Below are 14,050 nucleotides of genomic sequence, written 5' to 3' on the forward strand. Positions count from 1 at the left end.
TTCACGTTCGCCAGATCGACGCCCGTCCCGTCCGCCTTCACGCGCGGCTTTACGTTATAATCCAACACCCGCTTCACGGGCACGACGATCTTCATGTCCACTCTCTCAATCAGAAGCTGAAGCGGCCGCCGATCGACGCTACGAACGCACGGGCATTCTGCACCTGACCATTGGTCAGGATCGGCGTCTGAACGGCCGTTCCCGCATAGGCGGCGGTGCGGCGATCGATGCTGGCATTGGCGAAGTCAATATAGCTGCCCGCCGCATCCAGCGTGAAGCGCGGGGTCACCTGATAGGAACCACCGATCGAATAGTTCCAGCGGTTCGCATCGGGCACGCGCGCGTCGCGATTGCCGTTCTGGGTCGGCGTGATGCCACGCTGCGCGCCCGCGCGCAGGGTCAGGCGATCCGTGGCCGCGTAATCGAAGCCGCCCGCCAGCGAGAAGCTGTTCTTGTAATTTTGCGGGATGGCGGTGTTGATCGGCGCGCCCAGGCGGATCGCATCGAAATCAGCCCAGGTAAAGCGCACCGCCTGCGCATTCAGCGTCAGCTTGTCGGTCGCGCGGAAGCGACCGGCGACGATGATCTGGGCGGGCGTGTAGAAGGTCGCGGTCGCACCATCGATCGTCCGGTTCTGCCCGGCGAGCGGGCCGAGCAGGCCGCCGACTTCCAGGCTGCCCTTCAGATTGTGCTTGATCCGCGACTTGTAGCTGATGCCGACCGTCGCCCAGTCATTGTGCAGCTGGACACCCGCGGTCCATCCCAGATCCCAGCCATCGCCCTTGAGCCGCTGAAAGCCATCGGGCAAGGCCGAGGACAGGTTGGGCAGCGCGTTGCCCAGCTCGGCCTTGGTATATTGGACGTTCAGCGCGCCGCCGACGCGCAGCCAGTCGAGCAGCGCGACGCCGACCGAGGGCTGGATATCGATGGTGCGCAATTCGGTCTTCAGCGCGCTGTACCGCGCCCAGCTGGTCGCGTCATATTCGGTCGTGAAGCTGTAGGGCGACGTGACCGCCAGGCCGACCGCGACCCGGTCGTTCAGCGGAACGCCGACCGCGCCCGACGGCACGATGCCGCGATTGATGGGGTCGCTCGACACCCGGTCGCCACCGACCGGCTGGAAGGTCGTCTGGCCCGGACGACGGATCAGCGTGCCATTGTCGACGACATCGCCCTTGGGGATGATTGCCGATGCGCCCAGCACCGCCTCGCCACGCTCCATCCCCGCGATCGCGGCCGGGTTCCACCAGAGCGAGGACGCGCCGGTGTCGGCACCCTCACCCGAAAAGGCGCGACCCTGGCCACGGGTCGACTGTTCCTGAAGGTAGAAGGCCTGACCATGCGCCGCGCCTGCAAAGGCGAAGGACGAAGACAGGATGGCGGTGGCCAGAAGCGGCGCCTTGAGGGACTTGTTCATGAGCATACTCCCCGAGAATTTCTATCTGGTTGGGCAAAGATCAGCGGATGCGGGTCCAGGTCTGCGTCTTGCAGAGCGGTACGAAGACGCAGCCGCGCACCTTCAACGTGTCCGGCCCCTCGGGCGTCAGCTTGGCGCTATAGGTCTTGCCATCCTCGGCATTGTAGATCGTGCCGCCGTTCCAGGCCGCGCCATCCTGCGAAAAGCCCTGCAGGATCAGCAGGTTCTTCAGCGGACGGTTGCGCAGCTTGGGATCGCGGTTGTTCTGGTCGGTCAGCGCGGGGTTGGTGCGCAGCTTTTCCGAGGTCAGGACACGGCCGCAGACCGAAGAGCCGCATTTCTGGATTTCGACCACGCCGCCGCGCGTCTGGGTCTGCCAGCGGCCGACCACCGAGTCCGCATTCACACCGGCCGCTGCAAGGGCCATCGCCGTCAGGGTCAACAACATGCCTCTTCTCCTCTCCACACCCGCTTATCGGGGCCGAAGCGCCGGCTTTTTAGCCGGTCGCTCCCGAAAATCTTTATTACCCTATACGTCCACCATGTGACGCATAGGAGAACAACACGTCATGCCTACGATGCCGGTTAACCGCAATCAAGTGTAACCGGCATCGCGTCACCTCAAAACGCCTCCAGTTCCAGTGCCATGGTCGAGCGCTTGCCCGACTTGATCGCCAGGAACGCCGCCGTCGCCTGCGGCAGGATGCGGTCGAAGAAGAACCCGGCCGTGGCCAGCTTGGCCTTGTAGAAGCCCGCCTCGGCGGTACCCTCGGCCAATCGCTCGGTCGCGATCCGCGCCGACTTCAGGAAGCAGTGCCCCATGCCGACCAGGCCCAGCAGGCGCAGATAGTCGGTTGCTGCCGCACCCGCCTCCTCGGGGTCCTTCATACCCTTTTGCGCGATCATACCGGTGCTGAGCTGCAAGGCGCCGAACGCCTGCTGCATCCCTGCTGCCCAGCCGGTGATCGCCTTGTCGTCGTGGCGGGTCAGCGCCTCGACCTGCTCCGACACGGCATGGAAGAAGGGACGCATGTACCGGCCCATATGCGCGGGCATCTTGCGGCCGACCAAGTCGAGCGCCTGGACGCCGTTAGTGCCCTCGTAGATCTGGGCGATACGCGCGTCGCGGACGAACTGCTCGATGCCATGGTCACGAATATAGCCATGGCCGCCATGGACCTGCACCGCCATGTTCGCCGCGTCGAAGGCGAGGTCGGTGAACAGCGCCTTCACGACCGGGGTCAGCAGCGCGACGAAGTCGGCCGCGCGCGACTGGTCGGCCGGGTCGATCGCATGGGCTTCGGCATCCAGACCACGCGCCGCCCACTGCCCCAGTGCACGACACCCTTCGGCATAGGCACGCATGGTCATCAGCATCCGGCGCACGTCCGGGTGGACGATGATCGGATCGGCGGGCAGGTCGGGACGCACCGCCCCGCCCAGCGCCCGGCCCTGCAAGCGGTCCTTGGCGTAGGCGACCGCCGACTGGTACGCGACCTCGTTGATGCCCAGGCCCTGGATGCCGACCGAGACACGCTCGGTGTTCATCATGGTGAACATCGCCGCCAGGCCCTTGTTCAGCTCTCCCACGACCCAGCCCTTGGAGTCGTTGAACTCCAGCTGGCAGGTGGCCGAAGCCTTCAGACCCATCTTGTGTTCGATCGCCGCGACGCTGACGCCATTGGCCGGGCCGACCGAGCCGTCATCCCTGGGCAGATATTTCGGCACCAGGAACAGGCTGATCCCCTTCACCCCCTTGGGCGCATCGGGCGTGCGCGCGAGGACGAGGTGAATGACGTTGTCCGTCAGGTCATGGTCGCCCGCCGAGATGAAGATCTTGCCGCCGGTCAGCAGATAGGAACCATCCTCCTGCGGCTCGGCACGGGTGCGCAGCAGGCCCAGATCGGTGCCGCAATGCGCCTCGGTCAGGCACATGGTGCCGGACCATTCGCCCGAGATCATCTTGGGCAGGTAAAAGCTCTTCAGGTCTTCCGAGCCATGGCCCATCAGCGCGGTGGTCGCGCCATGCGTCAGGCCGGGATAGAGGCTGAACGACAGGTTCGTCGCGCAGATCATCTCCTCGACCAGCTTGTTCACCGCCTCGGGCAGCCCCTGCCCGCCATATTCGACCGGTGAGGCGAGCGCGGCCCAGCCGCCTTCGCAGAACTGGCTATAGGCTTCCTTGAAGCCCGAAGGCGTGCGGACGACGCCGTTTTCCAGCTTGCACCCTTCGATGTCGCCGGTAGCGTTGAGCGGCAGCAGGACCTCCTGCGTGACGCGCGCCGCCTCTTCAAGAATCGCGTCGTACAGCTCGGGACCAAATTCGTCCTGGCCCGCGACGGGGCCGAACTCGTCCTCCTTGAACAGCTCGTGGAGGACGAAACGCATGTCGCGCAGCGGTGCGTTATAGACTTGCATGGGATTATCCTCTCCCGATCAGTTGCGCAGCGGCTTGCCGGTTTCGAGCATATGCTCGACCCGCGCCTGGGTCCGCGCATCCTTGACGCTTTCCATGAAGGCGGCGCGTTCCAGCTTGAGCAGCTGATCCTCGCTCACCTCGTCGATGATGTCGGCCTCGCCGCCGGTAACAATGTTCGCCAGACGGCCCGCGACCACCACATCGTACGGCGTGGCGACGCCCTTCTTGGCGAAGTCGGCGACCGCGCCGTTGAACGCGACGCGTCCGGCCGCACCCGGCAGGCGGAAGACCGGCTTTTCGGGCGGCTGATAGCCCTCGACCAGCGACAGCGCCTTCTGCTTGGCATCGGCCAGCAGCCGGTCGCGGTTCATGGTGATGCCATCGTCCTTGCGGAGATAGCCCAAATCCTTGGCCAAAGCCGCCGAGCGCGACACCTGCGCGGTCGAGATCGTCTCGAACGCCTTCATGGCGGCGGGCATCGGCCCCTTGGGCATCTTGGGCGACTTGGCGAGACGGTCGATCAGCTCGCCGTTTCCGCCCCATCCGGGGACCAGACCGACGCCGGTCTCGACCAGCCCGATATAGCTCTCGGCATGGGCCTGGATCGCATCGGCGTGAAGCAGGATCTCGCACCCGCCGCCCAGCGCCATACCCGCAGGCGCCGCGACCACCGGGAAGGGCGCGTATTTCAGCGCCTTGTAAGCCTGCTGCCCCGCGACGACCAGCTTGTCGACCTCGCCCCAGGCGGCGATGTTCACCGCGAACATGGCGAGACCCAGATTGGCACCGGCCGAGAAGTTGCTGCCCTCGTTATAGATGACCAGCGCCTTATACTGGCTCTTCACCAGCGCGATGGTCTTTTGAAGGAGCGACAGAACCTGCTCGTCGAGCGCGTTCATCTTGCCGGTGAACTCGAACGCTACGACGCCGTCACCGACATCCCAGGCCGAGGCCGAACCATTCTTGAGCAGCGGTTCGGAGCGCAGCTTGATGTCCTCCAGCAGCACCACGCCCTCTGCACGGACGACATCGGCATAGTCGCCGCCTGCGGTCAGATACTGACGCTTGCCATCGACCACACGGTAGAAGGGGCGGTCGCCTGCCGTCTCCAGCAGGGCGGGCACCTTCTTGCCCTCGGCACGCAGACGCTCGGCGAGCTTGCCCGGACCCATGCGGTCGATCAGCTCGAACGGGCCGAACTTCCAGTTATAGCCCAGCTTCATCGCGTCATCGATCGCGACCACATCGTCCGCCGCCTCGCCGACCAGCCCGGCGGCATAGGACAGAACCGGACCCAGCACCGCCCAGGCATAGTCGCCGACCTTGCCCGGCGCCGCGACCAGCGCGGCCAGATCCTTTTCGGCGCGACCTGGCAGACGTTCCGGCTTCTTTTCAGCGCGATATTCGCCGGTCTTCAGGTCGATAGCCTGCTTCGCCTTGGTGCCGTCGGGCTTGCGGTCGAGGCGGTAGAAGCCACCCTTGCCCTTGCGGCCCGTAAAGCCCTCCGCGATCATCTTGTCGATCAGCGGCAGCGGACGGATCGTGTCGAAATAGGCGTCGCCCTCCGGCAGGGTCGACGATAGCGACTTGGCAAGCAGCGGCATCAGGTCGATGCCGACCAGATCGATTAGCCCGAAAATGCCGGTCTTGGGCACGCCCATCGGACGGCCGCCGATCTGGTCGGCCTCCTCGACGGTCAGGCCCTGGTCCATCGCCGCGTTGATCGCGACCGCCAGCCAATAGGTGCCGATACGGTTGGCGATGAAGCCCGGCGTGTCCTTCGCGCGGACGATGCGCTTGCCCATGCGGTGATCGACGAACTGCTCGACCTTGGCCGCAACACCGGCATCGGTATGCTCGGAGGTGACGATCTCGATCAGCCGCATATAGCGCGGCGGGTTGAAGAAATGGGTGATCAGGAAGTCTTGTCTGAACTGCTCCGACCGCCCCTCGACCAGATGGCCGAGCGGGATGGTCGAGGTGTTGGACGACACGGCCGTGCCGGGACGCTTCAGCTCTTCCAGCCGGGCATACAGCGCCTGCTTGATGTCCAGCCGCTCGACCACCGCCTCGACGATCCAGTCGCATTCGGCGACGCGATCGAGGTGATCCTCGATATTGCCGGTTTCGACCAGCTTGGCGGCGGCGGGCGACATGAAGGGCGCGGGCTCGGTCTTGAGCATCTTGGCCACAGCCCCCTTGGCGATGACGTCGCGGTCGGCGCCGTCCTTGGGCACGATGTCGAGCAGCAGGACGGGCACACCGGCATTGGCGACCTGCGCCGCGATGCCTGCGCCCATCACCCCTGCACCGATCACGCAAACCTTGTTGATCGTGTCAGCCATCATGCACGCTCCAGCACAGTCGCGATGCCCTGCCCGCCACCGATGCACTGGGTGGCGAGAGCGTACTGACCGCCGTCACGCGCCAGCAGCGCCGCCGCCTTGCCGACGATGCGCGCGCCGGTCGCGCCCAGCGGATGGCCGATCGCGATCGCGCCGCCATCCTTGTTGATCGTCTCATCCTTCAGGCCGAGGTCGCGAATGCAGGCGATCGCCTGGCTGGCAAAGGCCTCGTTGATCTCGACGACATCCAGATCGCCCGCCGAGATACCCGCCCGCTCCAGCGCCTTCTTCGACGAACCGATCGGGCCAAGGCCCATCGTCTCCGGCTCGCAGCCCGAAATGCCGACCGACTTGATGCGGGCGAGGATCTTCAGGCCGTGGCGATTGGCGAATTCCTCCGACGTGACCAGCACCGCCGCGGCACCATCGGTCAGCGGCGAGGCGGTGCCTGCGGTCACGGTGCCTTCCTTATCGAAGGCAGGCTTCAGGCCCGCCAGTACCTCTTCGGTCGTGTCGGCGCGGATCAGGCCGTCCTCGGTCACATCGCCCGCCTTGGTGTGGATCGGCACGATCTCATCGGCCAGACGACCGGCGGTGCGCGCCTCGGCGGCCTTTTTCTGGCTGGCGACCGCGAACTTTTCCTGCTCGGCGCGGGTGATCTGGTACTTGGTCGCGACATTCTCGGCGGTCTGACCCATGCCCATATAGGCCCCCGGCCGCGCTGCGGCGAGTTCGGGGTTGGGCAGCGGGTTATAGCCGCCCATCGGCACCCGGCTCATCGACTCGATACCGGCGCAGATGAACGCCTCGCCAGCGCCGATCTGGATCTGGCCCATGGCGATATGGATGGCCGACATGGACGATCCGCAGAAGCGGTTCACCGTCATGCCGCCGACCGACAGCGGCAGGTCCGCCAGCAGGCCGATCAACCGCGCGACGTTCATGCCCTGCTCGCCCTCGGGGAAGGCGCAGCCCAGGATGATGTCCTCGATCTCCGAAGCATCGACGCCGGTCCGCTCGATCAGGCCGCGAATCACCTGCGCGGTCAGGTCATCGGGACGAACCCGTGCGAGCGCGCCCTTGCCAGCCTGGGTGAAGGGAGAGCGGGCATAGCCTGCGATCACGATGTTGGTCATCCAATCCTCTCTTTATGGGCTTGCGGCCTAACGTTAAGGTGCGTTACCTACCCTATACGTCAACACAATAAGCAACTCGACCGCAATCGACAACCGGGTATGGTCGAAAAAAGATATAGGAGAGCGACGCGATGACGGCAGGAGCCATCGGGGAAACCACGACAGGCGGTGTACCGGGTCAAGCGATGGGACGCCCTCTGGTCTTCGAGCCGCGGCTGCTGACCGACATGTTCGAGACCACGGTACGGCGGCATGGGTCTCGGCCCGCCATCGATTTCATGGGCCGAATCACCCGATATGACGAACTGGGCGCGATGGTCGACAAGGCCGCCGCCGGGCTCCAGGCGCTGGGGGTGACGAAGGGCACCCGCGTCGCGCTCTGCCTGCCCAACATCATCTATTACCCCGTCCTCTACTTCGCGACGCTGAAGGCCGGGGGCATCGTCGTTAACGTCAACCCGCTCTATGTCGAGCGCGAGCTGTGCCACCTGCTGGAGGATTCGGGCGCGGAGATCATCGCGACCTGCGACATTCCCGACATTTACGGCCGCGTCAGCCATGTCGCCGAGAAGCTTGGCCTGCGCCATGTCATCTCCTGTCCGGTCGCGGGCGCGCTGCCGACGATCAAGGGGCTGGCCTATCTCCTGCTCAAGCGCGCGATGATCGCCGCCCCCGGCCCCTCGCCCCGCCACCTGACCTTTGCTCAGATGATGAAGCGCGGCGGCGCTTTGGCGCCGATCTCGGCGAGGTCCGATGATGTGGCGGTGCTGCAATATACCGGCGGCACCACCGGCAGCCCCAAGGCGGCGATGCTGTCCCACGCCAATCTCGTCGCCAATGCCGATGCCATGGTCATCCATACCGGCGGCGAGGAGATGATCGGCGAGGAACGCATATTGGGCGTGCTTCCCCTCTTCCACGTCTTCGCGCTGACCACCGTGCTCAGCTTCGCGATCCGGGTCGGCGCGGAGATGATCCTGCTCCCCCGGTTCGAGCTGGACCAGGTGCTCAAGACGATCGCGCGCAGCAAGCCGACCTATTTCCCCGCCGTCCCCACCATCTATAATGCGATTGCGGGCGTCGCGGAGGCACGCAAGGTCGACCTGTCGGCGATCAAGGCGTGCATTTCGGGCGGCGCCCCCCTGCCCGCCGAGGTGCGCGTGGCGTTCGAGAACACGACCGGCGGCAAGCTGGTCGAGGGTTATGGCCTTTCGGAGGCGTCGCCGATCATCACCTGCAACCCGCTGATCGGCGAGAACAAGGGCGGATCGGCGGGCATCCCCTTCCCCGGTACGATCATCGAGATCCGCGACCGCGACAATCCCGACCGGCTGATGCCGCCGGGCGAGGTCGGTGAAATCTGTGCGCGCGGCCCGCAGGTCATGTCCGGTTACTGGAACAAGCCGAGCGAGAGCGAACAGGTCTTCATTCATGGCGCGCTGCGTACCGGCGATGTCGGCTATCTGGACGAGGACGGCTATCTGTTCATCGTCGACCGGATCAAGGACGTGATCCTGTGTGGGGGCTATAACGTCTATCCGCGCATGATCGAGGAAGCGCTGTACGAGCATCCCGCCGTCGCCGAAGCCGTCGTCATCGGCATTCCCGACCCCTATCGCGGCCAGTCGCCCAAGGCTTTCGTCAAGCTGGCCGCCGATCACCACGCCACGCCCGAAGAGCTGCGTGCCTTTTTACAGGACAAGGTCAGCAAGATCGAACTTCCCCGCGAGGTCGAAATCCGCGAAAGCCTGCCCAAGACCTTGATCGGCAAATTGTCGAAAAAGGAATTGGTTGAGGAAGAATTGGCCAAAGCCGCCGCTACGGCGGCGCGGCCCGTGGGGGAATAGACGGTGGGGGAAAACGAGGAGCTTCGCGGCATCCAGGATGTCGCGAACAGCTTGGGCGTGACGACGCGCACGCTGCGTTTCTATGAAGATCGCGGACTAATCGAGCCGCGCCGTGTCGGCACCGCGCGCGTCTATTCCAAGCGCGAGACGGGGCGGATGCAGTTGATCCTGCGCGGCAAGCGACTGGGCTTTTCCCTGCGCGAGATCGAAGAGTTCCTGCGGCTGGACGATGCCGACCCGCAGCATGTCGAACAGATGCGCGTGCTGGCCGAACGCTGCCGCGAACGGGTCGACGAACTGCGCCAGCAAATGACCGCGCTGGTCCAGACGGTCGACGAACTGGAAACGATCGAACGCGAAGCGCGCGAACGGATCGCAAAGGCGGGGGCCTGACCGCTTCTGATTCCTCCCCTGCAAGGGGAGGGGGACCAGCGAAGCTGGTGGAGGGGCGTCCCCGCTGATGGTGACACCCCTCCGTCAGTCCTGCGGACTGCCAACTCCCCTTACAGGGGAGGAATTGGGAACTAAGCCCCCGACGGCGCCCGCCATCCCAGGCCGAGCGCCTTTTGCAGCGCGACGTAATCATTCGTCAGCCCGGCGACCGCCTGCGACAGCGACTGCTGCGCCGCCACCCGCTGCCGTTCCGCGTCCAGCGTGTCGATCAGCGTGGCCGCCCCCGCCCGATAGCGCTGCTGCATCAGCACCGCCGAGCGATCCGCCGACGCCTTGGCCCGCGCCAGCGTCGCTACCGTGTTCCGCCGCGCCCGGAAGCGCGACAGCGAATCCTCGGCATCGCGGAGCGCCGACAGGACTGCACCGCGATAACGCGCCTCCGCCTCGTCGCGCGCGCCCTCGGCCTGGCCGACCCGGGCATTGGCGCGACCGAAGTTCAGGACGTTCCACTGCAGCATCGGCGCGCCCAGCGTCACAAGATTGTCGAGATCGGTCAGCGAGTCGAGCGAGGTGCCGCCGATGCCGATGATCCCCATCAGGTTGAGGCGCGGGAACTTCGCCGCCTCCGCCACGCCGATTTTGGCGGTCTGGGCCGCCAGATTGCGCTCGGCCGCGCGGATGTCCGGGCGACGCTGAAGCAGCGCAGTCGGATCGCCGACCGCCACCTGCGCCGGCGGCAACGGCACCGGTGCCGCCTGGGTCAGGCGCTGGTCGAGCGTACCGGGTGCCTCGCCGATCAGGATAGCGAGCGCATTGAGGTAGGTCTCGACCGAGGACGATAGCGGCAGGATCTGCGCATCGGTGCTCTCCACCTGATTGCGCAACCGCTCGACCTCCAGTTGCGAGGCGGTGCCGTTGTTGAACCGCTGGAGCGTCAGGTTCAGCGTGTCGCGCTGCATCTTCGACGCCTCGCGCGCCAGGATCAGTCGCTGCTGCGCGTCGCGAAGCCCGACATAGGCCTGGGCGACATCGGCGCTGAGCGAGACCTGCGCATCGGCGACATTGGCTTCCGCCGCCTCGGCACTGGCGCGCGCGGCCTCGACGGTGCGACGACGGCCGCCGAACAGATCGATCTCCCAGCTGGCATCGAAGCCCAGGTTGAAGAAGTCGACATTGGTGCCGCCGCCAGAGCCGCTCGCCGAACCGCCGGACGCGCCGCCATTGGCGCCACCCTGCTCTCCGCCACCGCCGCCGAGGTTGAGTTCGGGCAGATTGGCGTGGAGATAGGTCGCGCTGGCATTCGCATTGGGCGCCTGATTGGCGCGCTCCAGTCGTAGCGAGGACCGCGCCTGCTTCAATCGCGCCTGCGCGACCTCGACATTCGGATTGGACGCCAGCGCCCGCTCCTCCAGCCAGTTGAGCATCGGATCGTTCAGCGTCGTCCACCAGTCGGCCACCGCGGGTGCGGTCGTCGCCAACGTGTTGTCGGCACGCGCGAACCCGGCGGGCGGGGTCGCGGCCGAACCGATGGCCTTGGGCGGCCCGGCATAGTTCGGCCCGACGGTGCAGGCCCCCAGCAGGAGGAACGGGATGAGGGAAAGCTGCTTGCGCATCATGGGTCTCAATGCATCGCCACGGGGCCGCCCTTGGGCAGCGGGCGGAGGAACAGGACAAGCGGCATCACCATGATGATGCCGACGCACAGGATGAAGAACAGGTCGTTATAGGTCATGACCAGCGCCTGTTGCCGGATCGTATTACCGATCATGCGCAGCGCAGCATCGGCGCTGCCGAATTGCTGGGTCAGCGCATCGATCCATCCCTGGGTCGACCCCGAATTGGCCGACAGCGATTCCTCCAGCCGACGCTCGTGCAGGAAGCTGCGCTGGTCCTGCACGGTGGCGATGCCCGCCAGCGCGAAGGAACCGCCCAGGTTGCGCGCCGCGCTGAACAGCCCGGCCGCATCGCCCGCCTGAGACGGCGGCACCGACGAGATCGCCGCCTGATTCAGGAACACCATGCCAAGGATCGTGCCGACGCCGCGCAACAGCTGGCTGTCGGTGAACGAACTGCCAGTGGAATCGGCGGTCAGCACCGTGTCGATCCCAGCGCTCAGCGCCATGATGCTCAGCCCCAGTCCGACCGCGATACGGATGTCGACTTTCTTGATCAGGATCGGGGTGAACGGCATCATCATGAGGCTGGGAATGCCGCTCAACAGCACGACCTTGCCCGCCTGGAACGCGTTATAGCCAGCGATCGAGGCGAGGAACTGCGGGATCACATAGGAGGTGCCGTAGAGCACCATGCCCAGCACGATCCCCATGATCACCACACTGCCGAACTGGCGGTCGAGCAACAGCTTTAACCGGATAACCGGACGCGACGCCACGAACTGCCCAGCGAACAACAGGCCAAAGCCGAAGATCGACAAGATGGTCAGTTCGATGATCTCACGCGACTCGAACCACTGCTCGCGCTGCCCTTCCTCGAGCACGACGGTCAGCCCGCCCAGCCCGAGCGCTAGGCCCGCAATGCCCAGCCAGTCGGCCTTGGCCAGCTCGGACAGGTGCGGCTTCTGGTGCGGCAGGCCGACGAGCAGCAGCGTAACGAGCACCGCGCCGACCGGGATGTTCAGAAAGAAGGCATAGTGCCAGCTGACATTCTCGGTCAGCCAGCCGCCGATCAGCGGCCCCATGACAGGCCCCAAAATGGCGGTGACGCCGAAGAACGCCGTCCCGATCGGCTGCTGCTCGCGCGGCAGACGGGTGGCGATGATGGTCAGCGCGGTCGGGATCAGCGCACCGCCGGTGATGCCCTGCCCCGCGCGACCGATGATCATCATCGTCAAATTGGTCGATAGGCCGCACACCACCGAAAAGCCGGTGAACAGGATCGAGGCGATCAGCAGGAAGGTACGTAGGCCCAGCAGCCGCTCCAGCCACGCCGACAGCGGAATGATGATGATCTCGGCGACCAGATAGGAGGTCGCGATCCATGTCCCCTCGGTCCCGCTCGCACCGATCTCGCCCTGGATGGTCGGCAGCGCGGAGTTGACGATCGAGATGTCGAGCGTCGCCATCAGTGCGCCGATGCTACCCGCCGCGACGGCGAGCCAGGCGGTCAGGTCGGCCTTCGCCGGTGTGCCGCCCACTGGGGCAGCCGAACCGGCCTTCATGCCCTTTGACGGGGCGGCGGCGGCGCTCACCGGCCCTGCGCCCCCTGCCGCGCTTCGTTATGCTGGTCCTGCTGCTCGGCGATGTGCTTCAACGCGCCCTTGGCCGAGCGGGTGTCGACGGTCACCTCGACCGACATGCCGGGCACCATCAGCGCACGGGTCTGCGCATCGGCGTCGACCGCGATGCGGACGGGCACGCGCTGGACGATCTTGGTGAAGTTGCCGGTCGCGTTCTGCGGCGGCAGCAGCGAGAATTGCGCGCCGGTGCCCGGTGCCACGCTCTCGACATGGCCCTTGATCTCGACACCCGGCAGCGCATCGACTTCGATCTTCACCGGCTGGCCGGGACGCATCAGGCCCAGCTGCGTTTCCTTGAAGTTGGCGTTGATATACAGCTGGTTGACCGGCACGATCGACATGGTGCGGGTGCCCGCCTGCAGGAACTGGCCGACGCGCACCGTCTTGTTGCCGACGCGACCGCCGATCGAGGCGCGGATCGTGGTCGAGCCCAGATTGACCTCGGCGGCGTCCAGCTGCGCCTTGGCGGCCTGCCCCTGCGAACGCGCCTGCTGCACCTGCGCATCGAGCGTGCCGATACGGCGACGCGACGCGGCCAGCGCGGCGGAAGCTGCGGCGACCTTGGCGTTGGCCTGACGCGCCTGGTTCTGAAGCTGCGACAAACGCTCGCGGCTCTCGGCACCCGATGCGGCGAGCGGCGTGTAACGCGTCACCTCGGCCTGCGCGAAGGCGGCGTCGCTCTGCGCGGCGCGGAGATCGGCCTCGGCGCGGTCGATCGCGGCCTGCTGTTCCTTGATCTGCGCCTGGACGCCCTCGGCATTGGCGCGGGCGACACCGATCTGCGCCTGGATTTGCGCGGTCTGCGCCTGATAGTCGCGGGTGTCGATCTGGAGCAGCGGCTGGCCCGCCTGGACATTCTGGTTTTCGCCGACGAACACCTTGTCGACATAGCCCGAGACCTTGGGCGCGACCGTGACCGCATCCGCCTGGATGAAGGCGTCGTTGGTCGTCTGCATATACTGGCCGACGCTCTTGTAGTTCGCATACCAGAAGACGCCGCCGATCACGGCGACCGCCGCGACGACCAGCAGGATGACACGGATGCGCCGCTTCTTGGCGGGCGATGCGGGGGTCTTGCTCTCCGCCGTCTCCGCGTCCTGGCGCTCGGCGTCCTGCCCCTCATTCACTTGGTTTGCGTCGGCCACACCGGCCTCCCTGTCGATGGAATCAAAAGAACTGGATGGTGCATTTGCTCGCACTTGCACAATAAGGCAAGACCATTTATTGAGCTACCTCA

At 65.7% G+C, this 14,050-nt stretch carries 10 protein-coding genes and 1 pseudogene; 2 read left to right on the forward strand and 9 right to left on the reverse strand.

Annotated elements, in window-relative coordinates:
- From GGQ89_RS12745 to GGQ89_RS12770, 6 genes and pseudogenes are all read right to left on the reverse strand, one after another.
- Positions 1-95: pseudogene (locus GGQ89_RS12745) on the reverse strand (electron transfer flavoprotein subunit beta/FixA family protein); the annotation flags it as partial.
- A gap of 14 nt (positions 96-109) precedes the next feature.
- Entirely contained in the window at positions 110-1,423 is a 1,314-nt protein-coding gene (locus GGQ89_RS12750; RefSeq protein ID WP_184106062.1) for an OmpP1/FadL family transporter, read from the reverse strand.
- A gap of 34 nt (positions 1,424-1,457) precedes the next feature.
- Complete coding sequence (locus tag GGQ89_RS12755; RefSeq protein WP_056433839.1) at positions 1,458-1,865, reverse strand: DUF2147 domain-containing protein; 408 nt, start codon at positions 1,863-1,865, stop codon at positions 1,458-1,460.
- Between the two features lie 173 nt (positions 1,866-2,038).
- A complete protein-coding gene (locus GGQ89_RS12760) occupies positions 2,039-3,835 on the reverse strand; it encodes an acyl-CoA dehydrogenase C-terminal domain-containing protein (protein WP_184106063.1) in 1,797 nt (598 codons plus the stop codon).
- An 18-nt stretch (positions 3,836-3,853) separates the two neighbouring features.
- A complete protein-coding gene (locus GGQ89_RS12765; protein ID WP_184106064.1) occupies positions 3,854-6,181 on the reverse strand; it encodes a 3-hydroxyacyl-CoA dehydrogenase/enoyl-CoA hydratase family protein in 2,328 nt (775 codons plus the stop codon).
- Complete coding sequence (locus GGQ89_RS12770; protein ID WP_076716776.1) at positions 6,181-7,317, reverse strand: thiolase family protein; 1,137 nt, start codon at positions 7,315-7,317, stop codon at positions 6,181-6,183. The genes GGQ89_RS12765 and GGQ89_RS12770 overlap by 1 nt, the downstream gene beginning before the upstream one ends.
- Positions 7,318-7,502: 185 nt before the next feature.
- On the opposite strand from GGQ89_RS12770, the gene GGQ89_RS12775 reads away from it, so the two are divergent.
- Together GGQ89_RS12775 and GGQ89_RS12780 are read left to right on the forward strand one after the other, a co-directional pair.
- Positions 7,503-9,164: a long-chain-fatty-acid--CoA ligase gene (locus tag GGQ89_RS12775; RefSeq protein ID WP_240456411.1), complete on the forward strand. Its 1,662-nt coding sequence runs from the start codon at positions 7,503-7,505 to the stop codon at positions 9,162-9,164.
- Positions 9,165-9,167: 3 nt separating this feature from the next.
- The gene (locus GGQ89_RS12780) at positions 9,168-9,557 is read left to right on the forward strand and encodes a MerR family transcriptional regulator (RefSeq protein WP_184106065.1); all 390 of its coding nucleotides are present in this window, start codon (positions 9,168-9,170) and stop codon (positions 9,555-9,557) included.
- A gap of 131 nt (positions 9,558-9,688) precedes the next feature.
- On the opposite strand, the gene GGQ89_RS12785 is transcribed toward GGQ89_RS12780, so the two are convergent.
- From GGQ89_RS12785 to GGQ89_RS12795, 3 genes are read right to left on the reverse strand one after another with little or no spacing between them, the layout of a single operon-like run.
- Positions 9,689-11,170 carry an efflux transporter outer membrane subunit gene (locus tag GGQ89_RS12785; protein ID WP_184106066.1) on the reverse strand — a complete coding sequence of 494 codons (1,482 nt, stop codon included), beginning with the start codon at positions 11,168-11,170 and terminating at the stop codon, positions 9,689-9,691.
- 8 nt (positions 11,171-11,178) lie between these two features.
- A complete protein-coding gene (locus tag GGQ89_RS12790; RefSeq protein ID WP_380773174.1) occupies positions 11,179-12,765 on the reverse strand; it encodes an MDR family MFS transporter in 1,587 nt (528 codons plus the stop codon).
- Positions 12,762-13,958, reverse strand: coding sequence for an HlyD family secretion protein (locus tag GGQ89_RS12795; RefSeq protein WP_184106067.1), 1,197 nt, complete (start codon positions 13,956-13,958; stop codon positions 12,762-12,764). The genes GGQ89_RS12790 and GGQ89_RS12795 overlap by 4 nt, the downstream gene beginning before the upstream one ends.
- Positions 13,959-14,050 lie beyond the last annotated feature (92 nt).

Source organism: Sphingomonas yabuuchiae, assembly GCF_014199595.1.
GTDB classification, from domain to species: Bacteria; Pseudomonadota; Alphaproteobacteria; order Sphingomonadales; family Sphingomonadaceae; genus Sphingomonas; species Sphingomonas yabuuchiae.